The sequence below is a fragment of the Serratia proteamaculans genome (assembly GCF_008830365.1).
GTDB lineage: Bacteria > Pseudomonadota > Gammaproteobacteria > Enterobacterales > Enterobacteriaceae > Serratia > Serratia proteamaculans.
Window position 1 is genome coordinate 32509 of sequence record NZ_WBKI01000002.1, and the last position, 20041, is coordinate 52549.

Annotated in this window: 14 protein-coding genes; 6 read left to right on the forward strand and 8 right to left on the reverse strand. The window is 56.4% G+C overall.

Annotated features, from left to right (window positions below):
• From F8R23_RS09170 to lrp, 7 genes are all read right to left on the reverse strand, one after another.
• On the reverse strand, positions 1 to 618 hold the full coding sequence (locus F8R23_RS09170) for a DMSO/selenate family reductase complex B subunit (protein WP_085116061.1): 618 nt from the start codon (positions 616 to 618) through the stop codon (positions 1 to 3).
• Positions 619 to 628: 10 nt separating this feature from the next.
• A complete protein-coding gene (ynfE, locus tag F8R23_RS09175; RefSeq protein WP_151415539.1) occupies positions 629 to 3082 on the reverse strand; it encodes a selenate/tellurate reductase subunit YnfE in 2454 nt (817 codons plus the stop codon).
• A gap of 270 nt (positions 3083 to 3352) precedes the next feature.
• The gene (gene serS, locus F8R23_RS09180) at positions 3353 to 4645 is read right to left on the reverse strand and encodes a serine--tRNA ligase (protein WP_112350311.1); all 1293 of its coding nucleotides are present in this window, start codon (positions 4643 to 4645) and stop codon (positions 3353 to 3355) included.
• 110 nt (positions 4646 to 4755) lie between these two features.
• Positions 4756 to 6099 (reverse strand): replication-associated recombination protein A, encoded by a 1344-nt coding sequence (locus tag F8R23_RS09185; protein ID WP_112350310.1) that lies wholly within the window; start codon positions 6097 to 6099, stop codon positions 4756 to 4758.
• 7 nt (positions 6100 to 6106) lie between these two features.
• Complete coding sequence (gene lolA / locus F8R23_RS09190; protein WP_085116057.1) at positions 6107 to 6718, reverse strand: outer membrane lipoprotein periplasmic chaperone LolA; 612 nt, start codon at positions 6716 to 6718, stop codon at positions 6107 to 6109.
• 198 nt (positions 6719 to 6916) lie between these two features.
• Positions 6917 to 10474: a DNA translocase FtsK 4TM domain-containing protein gene (locus tag F8R23_RS09195; protein ID WP_151415540.1), complete on the reverse strand. Its 3558-nt coding sequence runs from the start codon at positions 10472 to 10474 to the stop codon at positions 6917 to 6919.
• 120 nt (positions 10475 to 10594) lie between these two features.
• Entirely contained in the window at positions 10595 to 11089 is a 495-nt protein-coding gene (lrp, locus tag F8R23_RS09200; protein WP_151415541.1) for a leucine-responsive transcriptional regulator Lrp, read from the reverse strand.
• Between the two features lie 162 nt (positions 11090 to 11251).
• Here lrp and F8R23_RS09205 point away from each other — a divergent pair, with 162 nt between their 5' ends.
• The 6 genes from F8R23_RS09205 (at position 11252) to infA (ending at position 17530) form a co-directional block, all read left to right on the forward strand.
• Complete coding sequence (locus tag F8R23_RS09205; protein ID WP_129935059.1) at positions 11252 to 11470, forward strand: hypothetical protein; 219 nt, start codon at positions 11252 to 11254, stop codon at positions 11468 to 11470.
• Between the two features lie 281 nt (positions 11471 to 11751).
• On the forward strand, positions 11752 to 12723 hold the full coding sequence (gene trxB, locus F8R23_RS09210; protein ID WP_099061793.1) for a thioredoxin-disulfide reductase: 972 nt from the start codon (positions 11752 to 11754) through the stop codon (positions 12721 to 12723).
• Between the two features lie 220 nt (positions 12724 to 12943).
• Positions 12944 to 14710 (forward strand): heme ABC transporter permease/ATP-binding protein CydD, encoded by a 1767-nt coding sequence (gene cydD / locus F8R23_RS09215; protein WP_129935060.1) that lies wholly within the window; start codon positions 12944 to 12946, stop codon positions 14708 to 14710.
• A 2-nt stretch (positions 14711 to 14712) separates the two neighbouring features.
• Positions 14713 to 16449 carry a heme ABC transporter ATP-binding protein/permease CydC gene (cydC, locus tag F8R23_RS09220; RefSeq protein ID WP_151415542.1) on the forward strand — a complete coding sequence of 579 codons (1737 nt, stop codon included), beginning with the start codon at positions 14713 to 14715 and terminating at the stop codon, positions 16447 to 16449.
• Between the two features lie 30 nt (positions 16450 to 16479).
• Positions 16480 to 17205 carry a leucyl/phenylalanyl-tRNA--protein transferase gene (gene aat, locus F8R23_RS09225; protein ID WP_112350306.1) on the forward strand — a complete coding sequence of 242 codons (726 nt, stop codon included), beginning with the start codon at positions 16480 to 16482 and terminating at the stop codon, positions 17203 to 17205.
• Between the two features lie 106 nt (positions 17206 to 17311).
• Complete coding sequence (infA, locus tag F8R23_RS09230) at positions 17312 to 17530, forward strand: translation initiation factor IF-1 (RefSeq protein ID WP_002211347.1); 219 nt, start codon at positions 17312 to 17314, stop codon at positions 17528 to 17530.
• Between the two features lie 206 nt (positions 17531 to 17736).
• Here infA and clpA read toward each other — a convergent pair whose 3' ends face one another.
• On the reverse strand, positions 17737 to 20016 hold the full coding sequence (gene clpA / locus F8R23_RS09235; protein WP_085116051.1) for an ATP-dependent Clp protease ATP-binding subunit ClpA: 2280 nt from the start codon (positions 20014 to 20016) through the stop codon (positions 17737 to 17739).
• Positions 20017 to 20041: the final 25 nt, after the last annotated feature.

The window sequence follows — 20041 nt, forward strand, 5'->3', positions numbered from 1 at the left end:
TTAAACCTCCTTCGGATTGGCCAGATAACCCGTGGTATCACCACTCGGTCGACTATTGGCATTGGGTTTCAGCACGATGCACGGCCGGGTAAAATGCGCCGCCGGTAGCGGGGCCACCTGTGCTAAAGTGCCATGCTGCTGGCGTAGTTGCTCGATAGGACCAAAGTCCAGGGCCCGCAGCGGGCAGGACTCCACGCAGATAGGCTTGTTGCCTTCTGCCACTCGCTCATGGCAACCATCGCATTTGGTCATGTGCCCTTTGGCCGCATTGTACTGCGGCGCGCCGTACGGACAGGCCATGTGGCAATAGCGACACCCAATACACACCTCTTCATTCACCACCACAAAGCCATCTTCCCGTTTGTGCATCGCACCGGTCGGGCACACTTTGGTACAGGCGGGATCTTCACAATGGTTGCAGGCAATCGACAAATAATAGGCAAACACGTTTTGTTGCCAGCCTTCGCCATCCTGCTGCCAATCGCCTCCGGCATATTCATAGATGCGGCGGAAGCTGACATCTGGCGTCAGGTTTTTGTAGTCCTTGCAGGCCAGTTCGCAGGTTTTGCAGCCGGTGCAACGACTTGAATCGATAAAGAATCCATATTGCTGAGTCATTGGCTACCCCTTATACCTTTTCGATTTGAATCAGATTGGTATGCTGCGGATTCCCCTTCGCCAAAGGCGAGGGACGATGGGTGGTCAGAGTATTCATGCAGGCGCCATGATCGACCCGATCGCCGCTCATATCCGCCTGATGCCAGGCTCCCTGACCCATGGCTACCACACCCGGCATGATGCGTGGCGTTACCTTGGCTTCGACCCGTACTTCGCCACGGCCGTTGAACACCCGCACCTTGTCACCAGCGAGGATCCCACGCGATTGCGCATCCAGTGGGTTGATCCACACTTCCTGGCGGCAGGCCGCCTGCAAAATATCGATATTGCCGTACGAGGAGTGGGTACGGGCCTTGTAGTGAAAGCCAAACATTTGCAGCGGGTAGGTTTTACGCAGCGGATCGTCCCAGCCTTCAAAGGTAGAGGCATAAACCGGTAACGGGCTGATGGTTTCGTCTTTCTCCAGTTGCCAGTCGTTGGCGATCTCAGCCAGTCGACTGGAATAGATTTCTATCTTGCCGGACGGCGTTTTTAACGGGTTCGCTTCGGGATCCTGACGGAAATTTTTGTAAGCCACGAAATGGCCATTGGGATCTTTACGCTTGTAGATCCCCATATTGCGTAACGCTTCATAGCCCGGCAGCAGGGGATCCCGCGCCTGCATTTTGGCGTACAAATATTGCAGCCATTGTGCCTGGGAACGCCCTTCGGTGAATTTCTGATGCACCTCTGGCCCCAAACGACGCGCCACTTCACTCAGCACCTCATAGATGCCCTTACGTTCGAATTTGGCGGAAGTGGCGGGTTGAATAAAGATCAGATAGCCCATGTTACCGGCATAGTCGTTGGGAATAATGTCTTCCTGTTCGACGGTCATCAGATCCGGCAGCAGAATATCGGCATATTTCGCCGACGAGGTCATAAAGTTTTCCAGCACCACTATCATTTCGCATTGGGAATCGTCCTGCAAAATATCGTGGGTTTTATTGATGTCGGAGTGCTGGTTGGTGATGGTATTACCGGCATAGTTCCAGATGAACTTGATCGGTACGTTCAGTTTATCCTGGCCACGAACCCCATCGCGCCTGGCGGTCATTTCCGGGCCTCGTGCAATGGCATCAGTCCAGCTAAAACAGGAGATTTGCGCTTTGACCGGGTTGGTCAATACCGGCATACGCTCAATGGTGATGGTATAGGTGGATTCACGCGCCCCACTGTTGCCGCCATTAATGCCAACATTGCCGGTCAGAATCGGCAGCATAGCGATGGCCCGAGAGGTCAGTTCACCGTTGGCCTGCCGCTGCGGCCCCCAGCCCTGGCAGATATAGGCCGGTTTCGCGCTGCCTATTTCCCTTGCCAGTTTGATAATGCGATCTGTCGGAATGCCGGTAATTTTTGCCGCCCACTGCGGCGTTTTTTCAACGCCGTCCTCACCCAGCCCAAGAATATAGGCCTTGTAATGGCCATTTATTGGAGCATCGGCGGGTAGGGTTTTTTCGTCGTAGCCAACGCAATATTGGTCCAGGAAGGGTTGATCGACCAGATTCTCGCTGATCAACACGTGCGCCAGTCCAGCCACTAATGCCGCATCCGTACCTGGCCGAATAGGGATCCATTCATCCTCACGTCCGGCGGCAGTATCGGTATAACGTGGATCGATAACGATCATCCGTGCATTAGAGCGTTCACGCGCCTGCTCCAGATAATAGGTAATACCTCCCCCACTCATCCGCGTTTCCGCCGGGTTATTACCGAACATCACCACCAGTTTGCTGTTTTCAATATCCGAGGTGCTGTTACCTTCATTGCTGCCATAGGTGTAAGGCATAGCGCAGGCGATTTGCGCAGTGCTGTAAGTGCCATACTGGCTCAGGTAACCGCCATAGCAATTCATCAGACGGGCGACCAGTGAAGCATTCGGCGATGAGCGGGTAATATTGCCGCCGACAATGCCCGAGGTGTAATTGATATATACCGCCTCGTTGCCGTATTGCCCGACAATCCGCTTCAGGTTGTTGGCGATGGCATCATAAGCTTCGTCCCAACTGATACGTTTGAATTTGCCTTCCCCGCGTTTACCGACGCGCTTCATGGGATAATTCAGACGGTCAGGATGGTTCATTCGGCGACGAATAGTACGACCGCGTAAACAGGCTCGCACCTGGTGGTCGCCATACTCATCCAGGCCAGTGTTATCGGTTTCGACCCAATAAACTTCGTCGTCACGGACGTGTAAACGCAAGGCACAACGACTGCCACAGTTAACCGAACAAGCGCCCCAGACGACTTTGTCCTGTGCGGCTTGTAGCACACTTTCACTGATTGAAACCGCTAAAGCACGCCGGCTAAAGGGCAATGCTATACCCCCGACGGCCAGCGCCAACCCGACTATGCCGCTGGATTTTACCAACGTACGACGGCTGAATCCCCCAGACTCCTGACGGTTTGTTTTGTTTTCCGACATAACTCACTCCACGTTTTACCCTGGTATTGATAAACGTTATGCCCTTGATTCAAGGCAGCGATCAGAGGAGACAGATCCGATGTCTGTTGATGAGCCTGAGCAAAAGCCCTCCTCTATGAGTGGATATTACTCAGAAGTGAGTAGTGAACTTTGTCTGCTATCAATAAAGCGGGGGAAGTATCTGAAAGAAAAAGGGCTTTCGAACAAAGGGGTAACGATTTTCTTATAAAAAAAGCGCCCGTAGGCGCTTTTCGTGGAACAGCTATCTTATTAACCGATATATTCCAGGCCACCCATATATGGGCGTAATACTTCTGGTACCTGAATACGGCCATCGGCCTGCTGGTAGTTTTCCAGCACCGCCACCAGCGTGCGACCTACTGCCAGACCAGACCCGTTCAGCGTATGCACCAGGCGCGGCTTCTTCTCGGTTTTGCTGCGGCAGCGGGCTTGCATACGGCGCGCCTGATAATCCCACATGTTGGAGCAAGATGAGATCTCACGGTAAGTGTCCTGCGCTGGCAGCCACACTTCCAGATCGTAGGTCTTGCATGAACCTGCGCCCATGTCACCGGTACACAGCAACATTTTGCGGTATGGCAGGTTCAGCAACTGCAGCACTTTCTCTGCATGGCCGGTCAGCTCTTCCAGCGTAGCCATAGAGTCTTCCGGCCGGACGATCTGCACCATCTCAACTTTGTCGAACTGGTGCATGCGGATCAAACCACGTGTGTCACGGCCATAAGAACCGGCTTCGGCACGGAAACAAGGCGTATGCGCGGTCAACTTCAGCGGCAGAGATTCCTCTTCCAGGATCTCGTCACGTACCAGGTTGGTCAATGGTACTTCTGCCGTTGGGATCAGCGCATAGTTGCTGCTGTCGGACTCTTCTTCCAGCGGTTTGGTGTGGAACAAGTCTTCACCAAACTTCGGCAATTGGCCGGTACCGTACAGCGTGGCATGGTTAACCAGATAAGGAACGTAGGTTTCCTGGTAACCGTGCTGTTCGGTATGCAGATCCAGCATGAACTGGGACAACGCACGGTGCATGCGGGCGATTTGCCCTTTCATCACCACAAAGCGTGAACCCGTCAGTTTTACCGCCGCGGCAAAGTCCAGACCCCCGGCCATTTCGCCCAGGTCGACATGATCGCGCACCTGGAAATCGTACTTGCGCGGTTCGCCCCAGCGGCTGACTTCCTGGTTATCGCTGTCGTCTTTGCCGTCTGGCACTTCATCGTCAGGCAGGTTCGGGATCGCCAACGCATAGTCACGGATTTCAGCCTGCAGCTGGTCCAGCGCGGCCTTGGCCGTGTCCAACTTGTCACCCAGTTCGTTGACTTCGCGACGCAGCGGCTCAATGTCTTCCCCGCGCGCTTTAGCCGCGCCGATGGATTTCGATCGGGAGTTACGTTCTGCCTGCAGCGTTTCGGTTTCTACCTGCAGAACTTTGCGACGCTCTTCTTGAGAACGCAGCAGATCCAGATCGAGTTTAAAGCCTCGGCGAGCCAGTTTGACGGCGACTGCGTCTAGCTCATTACGCAGCAGATTGGGATCGAGCATGCTAATCCTGTGCTTATTGTTATTGAAAGAAAATTTGATGTTTTATTCGGCTGAATTTATAGCCGCATAAAGGAAGAGTGATACCCGCTAACCTTACCGCAACGGCAACGCTAGCGGTAGCGTTTTGTCTGGCTATTTTGATCCTGCTCAGCAAGCCATGCCAGCTTTTCACCGATTTTACCTTCCAGCCCGCGAGTGGTTGGATGATAGTAACGCGTCTTGGCCATTTCGGGCGGGAAGTAATCTTCACCGGCGGCATAGGCATTGGGTTCGTCGTGGGCATAGCGATATTCTGCACCCAACCCCATTTCCTTCATCAGCTTGGTTGGCGCATTGCGCAAGTGCTCGGGGACGTCATAATCAGCCATCTCTTTGGCGTCACGTATTGCCGCTTTGAAGGCGGTATAAACCGCGTTGCTTTTTGGCGCACAGGCCAGATAGACGATAGCCTGGGCTATCGCCCGTTCGCCCTCCGCCGGCCCTACCCGAGTGAAGCAGTCCCAGGCCGCAATAGCCACCTGCATACCACGCGGGTCAGCATTACCGACATCTTCAGAAGCAATCGCCAGCAACCGGCGTGCCACGTACAAGGGATCGCCCCCGGCGGTAATAATACGGGCATACCAGTACAGCGCTGCGTCCGGTGCTGAACCACGCACCGATTTATGCAGCGCCGAGATCAGATCGTAAAAGCGGTCGCCTTTATTATCGAAACGCGCACTGCGTTCCCCGGAGACTTCTTTCAGTAATTCCGGTGTCAATACGCGGATGCCTTTGGCGTTGATTTCCGCCATGTCCGCCATCATCTCCAGGCTGTTCAGCGCCCGACGGGCGTCGCCGCCCACCAACTCCGACAGCATGCGGCGCGTCTCTTCCGGCAGTTCGATATTCTGGCCACCCAAACCCCGGTTGTTGTCTTGCATCGCCTGATCCAGCACCTGACTGATATCTTCGGCAGTCAGTGCCTTCAGCAAATAGACGCGAGCACGCGACAACAACGCCGAGTTAAGCTCAAAGGACGGGTTTTCGGTGGTGGCGCCGATAAAGGTGATGGTGCCGTCTTCAATATGCGGCAGGAAGGCATCCTGCTGGCTTTTGTTGAAGCGGTGCACCTCATCGACAAACAGGATAGTGCGGCGACCGGAGTCACGGTTTTGACGTGCGCGCTCAATCGCCTCGCGGATCTCTTTAATCCCGGACGTGACGGCAGAAATACGTTCGACGTCCGCCTGGCCGTAACGGCCGATCAATTCCGCCAGCGTCGTTTTCCCGGTGCCCGGTGGCCCCCACAGAATCATCGAATGCAGTTGTCCCGCCTCGATAGCCCGCGGCAAAGGCTTACCGGCAGCCAACAGATGCTGCTGGCCGATGTATTGTGCCAGCGTAGTCGGCCGCATCCGCGCGGCCAACGGCTGGAATTCATTCTGGGAAAAATCGAGCGACATATTACTCACGCGGACCTCACTGGCGCTGGTCGTCCAGCGTCACCCCCTTCGGCGGGGTAAATTTGAATTTGCTGGCATCAGCCGCGACATTCTGCTGGCTTTTCAGCGCGTAAGAACTGCGTTGGCCGTCCTGCTCAACCGCGGCAAAACTGCGGATAGTGCCGCTGTTATCCACGGTAATGGCGAACTGTTTCAGGTTGCCGCTGCTGGATTTTGGCGTCAGCTCAAAATCATTACCCTTCTGCTTAACGTTGTACTGTTTCCAATCATTGGCGTTATTACGGGTGATCAGCATAAACGGCGTGTTGCCGGTGGCGTTTTTCAGCCAGGTGGCAGTGACCTGCTCAACAAAGGGATTGTAGAACCACAGGGTCTGCCCATCTGACACCAGTACGCTCTCGTCCGGCGAGGTCATGTGCCAGTTAAACAGATTCGGGCGCTTAACCCAGAGTTCGCCTTCACCCTGCTGTACCGCCGCGCCATCGCTGCTGGTCACCGTCTGGGAGAAGCTGGCGTGGAAACTGTTCACTTTCGCCAGACGACTTTGCAAATCCTGCGCGGCGTCGGCCAACACAGAGGTGGAAGCGAAACCCGAAAGCAGACAACAGGCAACTAACAGTTTTTTCATTATTCCAGATACCTTATGAAATGCGTTAACCGCAAGGCGGTGCCGTGCGGGTCAAATTAACCCTTAAACACCTTTACTCTACCCGAAGCCATTCGCCGGCAGATAGGCCAATGTTCCGAGAAGCCGTTGGGTTTACGCTTCTTTGCACAAGGGCCGCTAAGCGGCCCTTTTAATTAAATAACAACGATTAAAACTTCATCAGTCATGCCGTGGCGGGGCCAGCACCTCGCGGTTGCCGTTGTGCCCCTGCTCACTGACGATGCCCTGCGCTTCCATCTGTTCGATGATACGCGCGGCGCGGTTATAACCGATGCGGAACTGGCGCTGTACGCCGGAGATAGAGGCACGGCGTTTATCCACCACAAACTCCACCGCCTGATCAAACAGCGGATCCAGCTCTTCGTCACCGTCCAGACCGCCGCCAGTTCCACCCTCACCGTCGTCACCGGCGCTGAGGATACCCTCTTTATATTGAGGTCGTTCACGCGCTTTCCAATCCTTAACCACTGCATGCACTTCCTGATCGCGCACAAATGCACCATGCACACGTACCGGAATGGAGGAGTTAGGGGCCAGATACAGCATGTCACCCATCCCCAGCAGGGATTCAGCACCGCCCTGATCGAGGATAGTGCGCGAGTCAATCTTGCTGGACACGGTAAAGGCGATACGGGTCGGGATGTTGGCCTTGATCAGGCCAGTGATCACATCCACCGACGGACGCTGGGTTGCCAGCACCAGGTGGATCCCCGCCGCACGCGCTTTCTGCGCCAGACGAGCGATCAATTCCTCAACCTTTTTACCGACCGTCATGATGAGATCGGCAAACTCATCGACCATCACCACGATGTAAGGTTCTTTCTCCAGTACCGGCGGCGTGATGTCCATGCTGTCGGTCGGTTTCCAGAACGGATCCGGGATCGGACGCCCCATGGCTTCAGCCTGATCGACGCGTTCGTTATAACCGGCCAGGTTACGCACACCGAGCGCAGACATCAGCTTGTAGCGACGCTCCATCTCGGCGACACACCAACGCAGGGCATTGGCGGCGTCTTTCATGTCGGTAACCACGTCGGTCAACAGATGCGGAATGCCCTCATAGACTGACAGTTCCAGCATTTTCGGGTCGATCATGATAAAGCGCACTTCTTTCGGCGTGGCCTTATACAGGATGCTCAGGATCATGGCATTGACCCCGACCGACTTACCGGAACCGGTGGTCCCCGCGACCAGCAGGTGTGGCATTTTCGCCAAATCGGCCACGACCGGTTCGCCAGAAATGTCTTTACCCAATACGATCGCCAGCGGCGACGGATTGTCACGGAACGCCGGGCAGTCCAGCACTTCTCGCAGATAAACCGTCTGACGCTTGACGTTAGGCAGCTCCAACCCGACGTAAGGCTTGCCGGGGATCACTTCCACCACACGCACCGCGGAGGTCGACAATGAACGCGCCAAATCGCGCGACAGGTTGGAAATACGTGCAGCCTTGACGCCCGGAGCCAAATCCAGCTCGAAGCGGGTGATGACCGGACCTGGTAAAATATCCACCACGTCGGCTTTCACCCGGTAATCGGCCAGGCTTGCCTCCACCAAACGCGCCTTTTGTTCCAGCGCGAAGGAATCTATCGGTTCCACCTCTTTCGGGGCTTCGGTCAGCAGATCCAGCGTCGGCAACGGCGTGGTCGGTTTTTGCAACGGCATATCGTTGCGCATCAGGAACGGGTGTATCAGGCTGTCCATCGCCGGTTGTTGCACAGCGGCAGGTTCCGGTTGCGCCACAGGCTGCTGATAGGCTGGCGGCTGTTGCTGCACTGCCGGTTGCTGCTGCGATTGTTGGTAAGCAGGCTGATAGGACTGTACCGGCGGAGTCTGAGGCTGAGCCGGCGCGGCGGGCTCAAACTGACCGAACGGCACATCGTCTTCACGCTCGCTTTGCTGCTCAATGCGTTCTTCCAACTGCGGCGACAAGGTGAACAGCGGCTCAACCGGGCCATCATCCACCAAATCATCCATCGGCGAGAAGCCGAACGCATTACGGGTATCGACCGGCGTAGTTGGCTGCACCGATGGCGCGACTTCTGACTGGCCATAGCGCTGGCTTTGCTGGTTGGCAAACGCTTGACGCAGTGCGGCCTCCTGCAGAGCAGCTTCATCATCCAGATTATCCGACGCAGACTCCTCACCGTAACGCTGGCTCTGCTGCTCGGCAAATGCCTGACGTAACGCCGCTTCCTGCAGGGCTTCATCATCTGGCGAAAGATTATCCGTATTCGGCAATGGCTCATCGTCCCCTCGGGTGCGCTGTTGCTGTTCGGCCATGCGCTGCGAAGGCAGTTTGATACCATAAGAAGCCAGTTCACGACGGGTCGGAATGCGTACCGGATTAGGACGCGGTAATTCAGGGCCGAGGCCTTGTTTCACCTGCGAGTTAGCATCACTGGTAGCGCTAAAGGCCGGCATAAAGGTATTGGCGGCAACAGCACCGGCAATCGCCGCCGCTGCGGCAGGCGCCTGAGGCTTCACGCTGCCAAACGGGGTAGCGGCAGGCTCAGCAGCGCTGAAGCCGGTCGGAGCGCTGACGTCAACGCTATCACGCTGGGCGGCAGAAAAATCAAACGGGGAGCGGTCTGGCGACGGCGATACGGCCTGTGCGTCCCAGTTCCCCATACGCGGTTCATCGTCGTCCCGGTAAGGATCGGCCTGGCGCGTCAACTTCGGCGTCGGCGTTTCTTCAGGGATTTCAAACGAATACAGCGGCGGCGCGGTGTTTTCTGCTACCGCACTCATCGGATGCTGGTTCACCGAGGCCGGAGCCACAGGTGCTGCAGTAACCGACGGAGCCTGCGCCACGACAGGTGCCGCAGTGACAGGGGCGCTGGCTACCGCTGACGCGACAGGCGTGGCATCGGTCTCATCGTCATCATTAGCCCGCAGACCGCTGAGTAACGGATCTTCCGCATCTTCCGCCGCCATTTTGGCGGTTTCCGTTACCGAAGGCGCAGAGAACAACACATCGTCTTCCGCCGCGTTAGCCGCCGTTGCCGAGGTAGCCGCAGCAAGCGCGGCATCCTTGTCAGTGGATTCAGGCTGATCTTCGACGTAGCGCTCATCATCGTCATGATAACGGTCTTCACGACGTGAGCGGTTGGTCATAAAGGTGGCTGTACCCAGCACCACGCCGCCGATGCGCTCGGCGATCACCAACCAGGACCAGCCGGTAAACAGCGTCAGCCCCGCAGCCCAAACGCACAACAGCCCCAGGGTGGCGCCGATACCGTTGAACCACGGCAACATGGCGTTGCTCAGCAAGCTGCCAATCACGCCGCCGGATGCGAAGTAATAGAGGTCGTCGACATTCAATGCCGCCAGGCCACACGAGGTGAGCACCAGCGCCAACGTGCCGATCAGGCGCAGTGAAAGCGCAAAATAGTCGATGTATTCGCCATTGCCGCGCTGACGGTAAGCCGCCCAGCACAGCACCAGCATGATCGGCGGTATCGCATAGGCGAGTACCCCGAAGGTGAAGAACAATGTGTCGGCCATCCAGGCCCCGACGCCACCGCCCAGGTTATGAATAGGCTCATGCCACGCGGTCTGCGACCAGCTTGGGTCAGAGGGATTAAAACTGACCAAGGCAGCCATGAGGTAAATGGCAAAAATGGCTACCACAATCAACACAGCTTCGAGCAAACGGCGACCGCTGCTGAGTTTTCTCAAGGTAACTTCTTTATCTTCTGTATATTCCTGGCTCAAGAAAGGCTCTCCAGGTTCCTGTTAGCTGACATAGCAACAGCGCCGAGAAGCTTCCCCGGCGCCGAAACTGTATGAATAAACAGGAGTGTAACCAATTTAATCAGGTTTTGCACCTGCACCCTACCGTGTTTTGATAACCAGACGGTTACTCTGTTTCACTTCTTCCATTACCACGTACGTACGGGTGTCGTTAACCCCCGGCAGACGCAGTAAGGTTTCACCGAGCAACTTACGGTAAGCCGACATATCCGGCACGCGGTTTTTCAACAGATAGTCGAAATCACCGGACACCAGATGACACTCCTGAATTTCTTCAAGCTTCTGAACGGCTGAGTTGAATTGCTCAAACACATCCGGCGCACCGCGATTCAACGTGATTTCCACGAAAACCAACAGGGAAGCGTCCAGATAATGCGGATTGAGCAAAGCGGTATAGCCATGAATGAAACCCTGGCGCTCGAGGCGGCGCACGCGTTCTAAACATGGAGTTGGGGATAGCCCCACGCGCTTCGAAAGCTCAACGTTCGAAATACGCCCATCCTTCTGCAGCTCGTTCAGGATATTGCGGTCGATACGGTCGAGATCTTTACCCGGGCGTTTCTTATTGTCTGCCATTATTATTGTCTCTCTTATTTTCTTCCCTGCACTTGCCACACCCTAACCAACATCAATGTGTAAGGGTTCGTTCCAAGCGAAGACCCAATGCCTGTCATATGCTTCACTACCATCATCACCCCTTGTGCAGTCTGTCTGTCAAACCCTGCACCGGGTAGTTAAATGACGTTATTGCAAGAAGAAATCCCCCTCGCTTGCGCGGTGTCCCCTCACCCGCCGCTTCAGCAACGGCGCAAAATTCTGCGCCAACGCCGTAAATACGTACGATTTACTGCAGGGACAGGGATAATTTCTTCTTCCTATGATGTTTTCGCAAATGCGCAGCGGATTGTCAAAGTAAAAGAAGCAAAATCAGAAGAACGTACCGTCATGAAAAGTTAGCACCCCGTTTTTAGTTATGAATCGCTGGCTTAAAAACCCCGCGGCCAAGGTGCTTAAACCCGCTTAACCGGCTGTTTCTGACCCATTGAGTACACAACCGCGTTGAGTGGCTTCCATAAGTTAAATTGCTGCGTTTTACGCTCGCTTTAGCAGCAAAATAATAATTAATAGGCCATGACTATCAAACAAATCGTTAACAACATCCCCTGACGCTTTTTTTAATGCTGCATTTTCCCTACAATCGAACCCATTGTCCGCCATTGTGGGAAAAGAGGTTATTCATGGGCACGGCTAAACACAGTAAATTATTGATCCTGGGCTCCGGCCCGGCTGGCTACACCGCCGCCGTTTACGCAGCGCGCGCCAACCTGAGCCCGGTATTGATTACCGGTATGGAACAAGGGGGTCAGTTGACCACCACCACCGAAGTGGAAAACTGGCCGGGTGATGCCGAAGGCCTGACCGGCCCGGCGCTGATGGAGCGTATGCGCGAGCATGCGGAAAAATTCCAGACCGAGATTGTGTTTGACCACATCAACAGCGTTGAGCTGCAGAATCGTCCGTTCCGTCTGTTTGGTGACAACGGCGAATACACCTGTGATGCTTTGATCATCGCCACTGGCGCTTCCGCACGGTACCTTGGCCTGCCTACCGAAGAAGCGTTCAAAGGCAAAGGCGTGTCTGCCTGTGCCACCTGCGACGGTTTCTTCTATCGCAATCAGAAAGTCGCGGTCGTCGGCGGTGGTAATACCGCCGTGGAAGAGGCTTTGTACTTGTCCAACATCGCGGCCGAAGTTCACCTGATTCACCGCCGTGACAGCTTCCGTTCAGAGAAAATCCTGATCAACCGGCTGATGGAGAAAGTGAAAAACGGCAATATCGTACTGCATACCGACCATACCCTGGACGAAGTGCTGGGCGATCAGATGGGCGTGACCGGCGTACGCATCCGCAGCACCAAAGCGGAAAACCAAACGCAGGACCTGGAACTGGCCGGCGTATTTATCGCCATCGGCCACAGCCCGAACACCAGCATTTTCGGTGGTCAGCTGGAACTGGAAAACGGCTATATCAAGGTGCAGTCCGGCATTCACGGTAATGCCACCCAGACCACCATTCCTGGCGTATTCGCTGCCGGCGACGTGATGGACCACATCTACCGCCAGGCGATCACCTCCGCCGGGACCGGTTGTATGGCGGCGCTGGACGCTGAGCGTTATCTGGACGGCATTGCCGGCGCAGAAGTGCTGTAACCCCACACTGTCATTTTGAAAAGCGGCTATCAAAGCCGCTTTTTTTTGCCGCCATCTTTCTGTTATACCGCTATTTGACCGCTTTATTATTTTCAGTCTGTCGGGTGAAGAGGTAACATTGGCCTTCACTTGTTCGCTTCAGGTTGGGGCAAACACTTTTTTTAACAGTACGTTAACCTTGTCTGTACCCACAGGCGCCGGCGACGCAGACCCATATCTGATGAAAAAAACCAGACAGCAACAGTTAACCCATTGGCTCAAAACTCAGAGCACCCTGGCGCAGCGTTGGTTGCGCCTTTCCATGTTGTTGGGGCTGATAAGCGGCATTCTGATTGTCGCCCAGGCATGGCTATTGGCTGCCCTGCTCCACGCGCTGATTATCGAGCACGCTCCGCGCGAACAGCTTATCCCCTCGTTTATCTGGCTGGCCGCCACCTTCGCATTGCGGGCGGTGTTGAGTTGGCTGCGTGAACGTGTCGGTTTTATCTGCGGACAGGTGATCCGCCAGCGTATGCGTCAGCAGGTGCTGGATAAACTGCAGCAACTCGGCCCGGCCTGGATCCAGGGCAAACCGGCCGGCAGTTGGGCCAGCATCATCGTCGAACAGATAGAAGACATGCAGGATTACTACTCTCGCTATCTGCCGCAGATGTACCTGGCGGTGTTTATTCCCGTGCTGATCCTGATCACCGTATTCCCGATAAACTGGGCCGCCGGCCTGATCCTGTTGACCACCGCTCCGCTGATCCCCATGTTTATGGCGCTGGTCGGTATGGGTGCCGCAGACGCCAACCGCCGCAACTTTGTGGCGCTGGCACGACTGAGCGGTAACTTCCTCGATCGTCTGCGCGGGCTGGATACGCTGCGCCTGTTTAACCGGGCTGAAGCCGAAACCGCGCAGATTGCCAAATCATCCGAGGATTTCCGTACTCGCACCATGGAAGTCTTGCGACTGGCATTTCTGTCGTCGGCGGTGCTGGAGTTCTTTGCTTCCATCTCCATCGCCGTGGTGGCGGTCTATTTTGGTTTCTCGTTCCTTGGCGAACTTAATTTTGGCAGCTACGGCACCGGCGTTACGCTGTTCGCCGGTTTCCTGGTGCTGATCCTGGCACCGGAATTCTTCCAGCCGCTGCGTGACCTTGGGGCCTTCTACCATGCCAAAGCGCAGGCGGTGGGCGCTGCAGAAGCGCTGGAAACCTTCCTCAGTGCCGAAGGCGAGCAAATGGGTAGCGGCACGCAAACGCTGGATAGCGATGCGCCGCTGGAGTTGCAGGCGCAGGATCTGGAGATCCTGTCACCGGATGGCGTGCTGCTGGCCGGCCCGCTGAGTTTCACTCTGCCCGCGAACCAGCGCATTGCTTTAGTCGGGTTGAGCGGTGCCGGTAAAAGCTCGCTGCTGAACCTGCTGCTGGGTTTTCTGCCCTATCGCGGTTCTCTGACGGTCAACGGCATCGAGTTGCGCGAATTGGCCGCCAAAGGCTGGCGCCAGCAGCTTGGCTGGGTAGGACAAAACCCGCACCTGCCGGCTCAAACGCTGCGGGCCAATATCCTGCTGGGCAACCCGCAGGCCAGTGACGCCCAGTTACAGCTGGCGGTAGAGCAAGCCTACGTCGGTGAGATCCTGCCACATTTGCCACAGGGATTAGAGACTGAAGTCGGCGATAACGCCGCCCGTCTCTCCGTCGGCCAGGCCCAGCGCGTAGCGGTTGCCCGGGCGCTTATCAGCCCACGTCGTTTACTGCTGCTGGATGAACCGGCCGCCAGCCTTGACGCCCACAGTGAACGGCGGGTGATGCAGGCGCTGAATGCCGCCTCGCATCAGCAAACTACCCTGCTGGTAACCCACCAGTTGGAAGATACCGAAGACTACGACCAGATTTGGGTCATGGACGGCGGACACATCGTCCAGCAAGGCGATTACGCCACGCTGAGTGCCCAACCGGGCCTGTTCGCCAATCTGATTGCACACCGCAGCGGGGATCTATAATCATGCGCGTTTTGCTGCCGTTTCTGGCGCTATACCGTCGTCACAGCCTGCTGATCTGTCTGGGCATTGTACTGGCCATCGTTACGCTGCTGGCCAGCATCGGCCTGCTGGCGCTGTCTGGCTGGTTCCTCGCCGCCTCGGCCCTCGCCGGGTTGGCGGGCCTGTTTACTTTCAACTACATGCTGCCGGCCGCCGGTGTACGCGGCGCCGCCATTTTCCGCACCGCCGGGCGCTACGCCGAACGCGTGGTCAGTCACGATGCCACCTTCCGCGTGCTGTCCCATCTGCGGGTGTTTACCTTTAAAAAGATCCTGCCACTGTCGCCGGGCGGCATTGCCCGTTTCCGTCAGGCCGATCTGCTTAACCGTCTGGTGGCGGATGTCGATACGCTGGATCATTTGTACCTGCGGGTGATCTCACCGCTGGTCAGCGCTGCCGCCGTGATTATGGTCGTCACTTACGGCCTGAGCTGGCTGGACACTTCCCTGGCGCTGACGCTGGGGGGCATTCTGCTGATGCTGCTGTTGCTGGTACCCCCGGTATTTTATCGTGCGGGCAAGCCGATTGGCGGCCAGTTGACCGCGCTGCGCGGCCAGTACCGTACCGACCTTACCGCCTGGCTGCAGGGCCAGGCCGAACTGGTGGTGTTTGGCGCCGTTGAAAGCTTCCGCGCCGATCTGGATACCACCGAGCAGCACTGGCAGCGCCGCCAATGGCAGCAGGCCTCGCTGGGCGGCATCGCGCAGGCACTGATGATCCTGGCTAGCGGCCTGACAGTCACCTTGTTGCTGTGGCTCACTGCGGCCGGTATCGGTGGTGACAGCCAGCCCGGTGCGCTGATCGCGCTGTTCGTGTTTGCCGCGCTGGCCTCATTTGAAGCGCTGATGCCGGTGGCTGGTGCTTTCCAGCATCTTGGGCAGGTGATCACTTCCGCCACCCGGGTGAAGCAGGTCATCGACCGGCAACCGGAGGTCAGCTTCCCTACCAGCGGCCCAGCGGCTGAGAAAGGCGCTGCCCTGAGTCTGCAACGGCTGACCTTCACCTACCCCGACCAACCGCTGCCGGTAGTGCAGGACGTCACGCTGGAGATTGCCGCCGGTGAACACATTGCTCTGCTCGGGCGTACCGGCTGCGGCAAATCAACCCTGTTGCAATTGCTAACCCGCGCCTGGAACGCTGATAGCGGTCAGGTGCTGCTCAACGGCCAGCCACTGAGCGCTTACAATGAAACCACGCTGCGCCAGATGACCACCGTCGTCAGCCAGCGGGTGCATATTTTCAGCGATACGCTGCGTGAAAACCTGCGCATCGCCGCCCCGGCGGCAACCGATGAACAACTGCGCGAGGTCTTGCAGCAGGTCGGACTGGACAAGCTGCTGGAGAACGAGGGGCTGAATGCCTGGCTGGGAGATGGTGGTCGCCAGCTTTCCGGCGGTGAGCAGCGTCGTCTGGGTATTGCCCGTGCGCTGTTGCATCAGGCCCCTCTGTTGCTGCTCGATGAACCGACCGAAGGCCTGGATGCCGAGACCGAACAGCAGATCCTGGCACTACTGCGCAAGCACTGTCAGGGGAAAACGCTGATCCTGGTCACTCACCGTCTGTATGGGCTGGAGCACCTGGACCGCATCTGCGTGATGGACGGCGGCCAGATTGTCGAGCAAGGTGATCATCTCACCCTGATGCGTCAACAGGGGCGTTATGCCCACTTCCGCCAACGTATCAGTGGTATACCGCTGTAAAATGGCCTGTAGAGGACGCTGAGACCTTATATGCGCATTGTTAAGCTGTCACCGCAGTCATTGGCGTTCCCCTCTCCTGAGGGCGCTCTGCGCGATCCTAACGGGCTGCTGGCAATTGGCGGCGATCTGACCGCGCCGCGTTTGCTGGCCGCTTATGAGCGAGGCATCTTCCCCTGGTTCTCGCCGGGGGAAGCCATTCTGTGGTGGTCGCCGGACCCCCGGGCGGTGCTGTTCCCGGCCGAACGTCATATCAGCCGCAGTCTGAAACGTTTTCTGCGCAGTACCGCTTTGCGCGTTACGCTGAATCATGACTTTGCCGCGGTGATCGCCGCCTGCGCCGATCGACCGGAAGAAGGCACCTGGATTGGCCCGGAAGTACAACGTGCTTATTTGCATCTTCACCGCCTTGGCTTCGCCCACTCGATCGAGGTTTGGCAGGATGAAGAGTTGGTCGGTGGCATGTACGGTATCGCTCAGGGGGCGCTATTTTGCGGCGAGTCGATGTTTAGCCGCACCACTAATGCCTCCAAGTGCGCCCTGATGACTTTTTGCCGCCATTTTGCCGCTTATGGCGGAGAATTGATTGACTGTCAGGTGCTTAACGCTCACACTGCCACGCTGGGTGCGAGAGAGATCCCCCGAAGACAATTTTTGCAGCAGCTCAGCCAACTTCAGCGCAAGCCATTAGCGCCAGAGTGTTGGGCACCGCAAGTTTTACCCCCACAGCAGGTTGAACCACCCTCCCCAACAAACTAATTTTGCGGAAACGGTGCAATGTTCACCGACACTTCTTTACATAATGTGGGTTTTTCGGCATTATCTTGCCGGTTAAAAACTAAGGTAGTTAGACCTAGAGGATTCGATGGCCAAAGAAGACAATATTGAAATGCAGGGCACCGTTCTTGATACGCTGCCAAACACCATGTTCCGCGTTGAATTAGAAAACGGGCACGTGGTTACCGCACATATCTCCGGTAAAATGCGTAAGAACTACATCCGCATCCTGACGGGCGACAAAGTCACTGTAGAGCTGACCCCGTACGACCTGAGCAAAGGCCGCATTGTCTTCCGTAGCCGTTAATCGGCTCACTCGTCGCCAGCCGATGGCGGCACCGAGGATGTAATGCCTCCGGAGCCCTTTCCGTTTACCCCCGTAGCAACGTTCAACATCGAGTTGCAGGTGCGCAGGTAAACTGAGAGGGCTCAATCATTTCTGTTGTGGTGATGATTTTCACCCATAAAAAAAGCGATGCCGAAGCATCGCTTTTTCTTTATCTGACCTCGGACTTAGTGCACCGCACCTTCATCCGCTTTGCGCATTGACGCGCTGATAAATTGGTAAGTCAGTTTCTGATTCTCTTTGTCCAGCTCAACTTTCACCGAGCCGCCATCCACCAGTGAACCAAACAGCAATTCGTTGGCCAGTGGTTTCTTCAGGTTTTCCTGCATCACACGCGCCATTGGACGAGCCCCCATCGCACGGTCATAGCCTTTCACTGACAGCCAGTCACGCGCTTCGTCACTCACTTCCAGCGACACGCCCTTCGCATCCAGCTGTGCCTGCAGTTCGACGATAAACTTGTCGACAACCTGCTGAATGACTTCGGCCGACAGATGGTTGAACCAAATAATGTTGTCCAGGCGGTTACGGAATTCCGGCGTGAACACTTTTTTGATCTCTTCCATCGCGTCGGTGCTGTTGTCCTGCTGGACCAGACCGATCGATTTACGTTCTGTCTCGCGTACCCCGGCGTTGGTGGTCATCACCAGGATCACGTTGCGGAAGTCCGCCTTGCGGCCGTTGTTATCGGTCAGGGTACCATTGTCCATCACCTGCAGCAGCAGGTTGAACACGTCCGGGTGCGCCTTCTCGATTTCATCCAGCAGCACTACCGAGTGCGGATGTTTGAGCACCGCATCGGTCAGCAGACCGCCCTGATCGTAACCGACATAACCCGGAGGTGCGCCAATCAGACGGCTGACGGTATGACGTTCCATATACTCGGACATGTCAAAACGCAGCAGTTTGATATCCATCGCCTTCGCCAGCTGAACCGTGACCTCGGTTTTCCCGACGCCGGTTGGCCCGGCAAACAGGAAGGAACCGACAGGCTTGCGATCGTGTCCCAGACCCGCCCGGCTCATCTTGATCGCTTCGGTCAATGCTTCAATCGCCTGATCCTGACCAAACACCAGCATTTTCAAACGGTCGCCCAGACTTCTCAACACATCACGATCGCTCGCTGACACGGTTTTTTCCGGAATGCGCGCGATACGCGCCACCACCGACTCAATGTCGGCAACGTTGACGGTTTTCTTGCGCTTGCTGATCGGCATTAAGCGACTGCGAGCACCCGCCTCGTCGATCACGTCGATAGCCTTGTCCGGCAAATGACGGTCATTGATGTATTTCACTGACAGCTCAACCGCCGCACGCACCGCTTTCGCGGTATAACGCACATCGTGGTGTGCTTCGTACTTGGTTTTCAGGCCGTTGATGATCTGAATGGTCTCTTCCGGCGTTGGCTCGGTAATGTCGATTTTCTGGAAACGACGGGCCAGTGCGCGGTCTTTTTCAAAAATGTTGCTGAATTCCTGATAGGTGGTCGAGCCGATGACCCGGATCTTGCCGCTGGAAAGCAGCGGTTTGATCAGGTTAGCGGCATCTACCTGCCCACCGGACGCCGCACCGGCACCGATAATGGTGTGGATCTCATCGATAAACAGAATGCTGTTCTTATCCTGCTCCAGCTGTTTCAGCAGGGCTTTGAAGCGTTTTTCGAAGTCGCCGCGGTATTTGGTGCCCGCCAGCAGCGAACCGATGTCCAGGGAATACAGGGTGCAGTCCGCCATCACTTCCGGAACGTCGCCCTGCACAATGCGCCAGGCCAGCCCTTCGGCAATCGCGGTTTTACCCACGCCGGACTCACCCACCAATAACGGGTTGTTCTTGCGGCGACGGCACAGTACCTGGATAGCGCGTTCCAGCTCAGGGTCACGGCCAATCAACGGATCGATGCCGCCCACCCGGGCCAGTTGATTGAGGTTGGTGGTGAAGTTCTCCATACGGTCTTCCCCTCCGGACTGCTCTTCATTCACCGGGTTTTCCGCATTTGGCGCTTGGCCCGGCTCGTCTTTACGTGTGCCATGTGAAATGAAGTTCACTACGTCAAGACGACTGACGTCGTGTTTGCGCAGCAGGTAAGCCGCCTGCGACTCCTGCTCGCTGAAAATTGCCACCAGCACGTTGGCGCCGCTGACTTCGCTGCGGCCGGAAGATTGCACATGGAATACCGCACGCTGCAGTACGCGCTGGAAGCTAAGCGTCGGCTGAGTATCGCGCTCTTCTTCGCTGGCGGGCAGCGTCGGCGTGGTTTGTTCGATAAAGGCTTCGAGTTCCTGGCGCAGTGCAGCCAGGTCCACCGTACATGCCTCAAGCGCTTCCCGCGCGGCAGGGTTGCTGAGTAACGCCAGCAACAGGTGCTCCACGGTCATAAACTCGTGTCTGTGCTCACGCGCCCTGGCGAAAGCCATGTTGAGACTGAGTTCCAGTTCTTGATTGAGCATAAGCACCTCCCCAATAGATTGCCTT

Excerpts from the sequence above, each read along its gene's own strand:
- lrp (WP_151415541.1), bottom strand. The coding sequence starts at position 11,089 with ATGGCAGACAATAAGAAACGCCCGGGTAAAGATCTCGACCGTATCGAC.
- ynfE (WP_151415539.1), bottom strand. The coding sequence starts at position 3,082 with ATGTCGGAAAACAAAACAAACCGTCAGGAGTCTGGGGGATTCAGCCGT.
- serS (WP_112350311.1), bottom strand. The coding sequence starts at position 4,645 with ATGCTCGATCCCAATCTGCTGCGTAATGAGCTAGACGCAGTCGCCGTC.
- clpA (WP_085116051.1), bottom strand. The coding sequence starts at position 20,016 with ATGCTCAATCAAGAACTGGAACTCAGTCTCAACATGGCTTTCGCCAGG.
- cydD (WP_129935060.1), top strand. The coding sequence starts at position 12,944 with ATGAAAAAAACCAGACAGCAACAGTTAACCCATTGGCTCAAAACTCAG.
- lolA (WP_085116057.1), bottom strand. The coding sequence starts at position 6,718 with ATGAAAAAACTGTTAGTTGCCTGTTGTCTGCTTTCGGGTTTCGCTTCC.
- aat (WP_112350306.1), top strand. The coding sequence starts at position 16,480 with ATGCGCATTGTTAAGCTGTCACCGCAGTCATTGGCGTTCCCCTCTCCT.
- F8R23_RS09170 (WP_085116061.1), bottom strand. The coding sequence starts at position 618 with ATGACTCAGCAATATGGATTCTTTATCGATTCAAGTCGTTGCACCGGC.
- cydC (WP_151415542.1), top strand. The coding sequence starts at position 14,713 with ATGCGCGTTTTGCTGCCGTTTCTGGCGCTATACCGTCGTCACAGCCTG.
- trxB (WP_099061793.1), top strand. The coding sequence starts at position 11,752 with ATGGGCACGGCTAAACACAGTAAATTATTGATCCTGGGCTCCGGCCCG.
- infA (WP_002211347.1), top strand. The coding sequence starts at position 17,312 with ATGGCCAAAGAAGACAATATTGAAATGCAGGGCACCGTTCTTGATACG.
- F8R23_RS09205 (WP_129935059.1), top strand. The coding sequence starts at position 11,252 with ATGACGTTATTGCAAGAAGAAATCCCCCTCGCTTGCGCGGTGTCCCCT.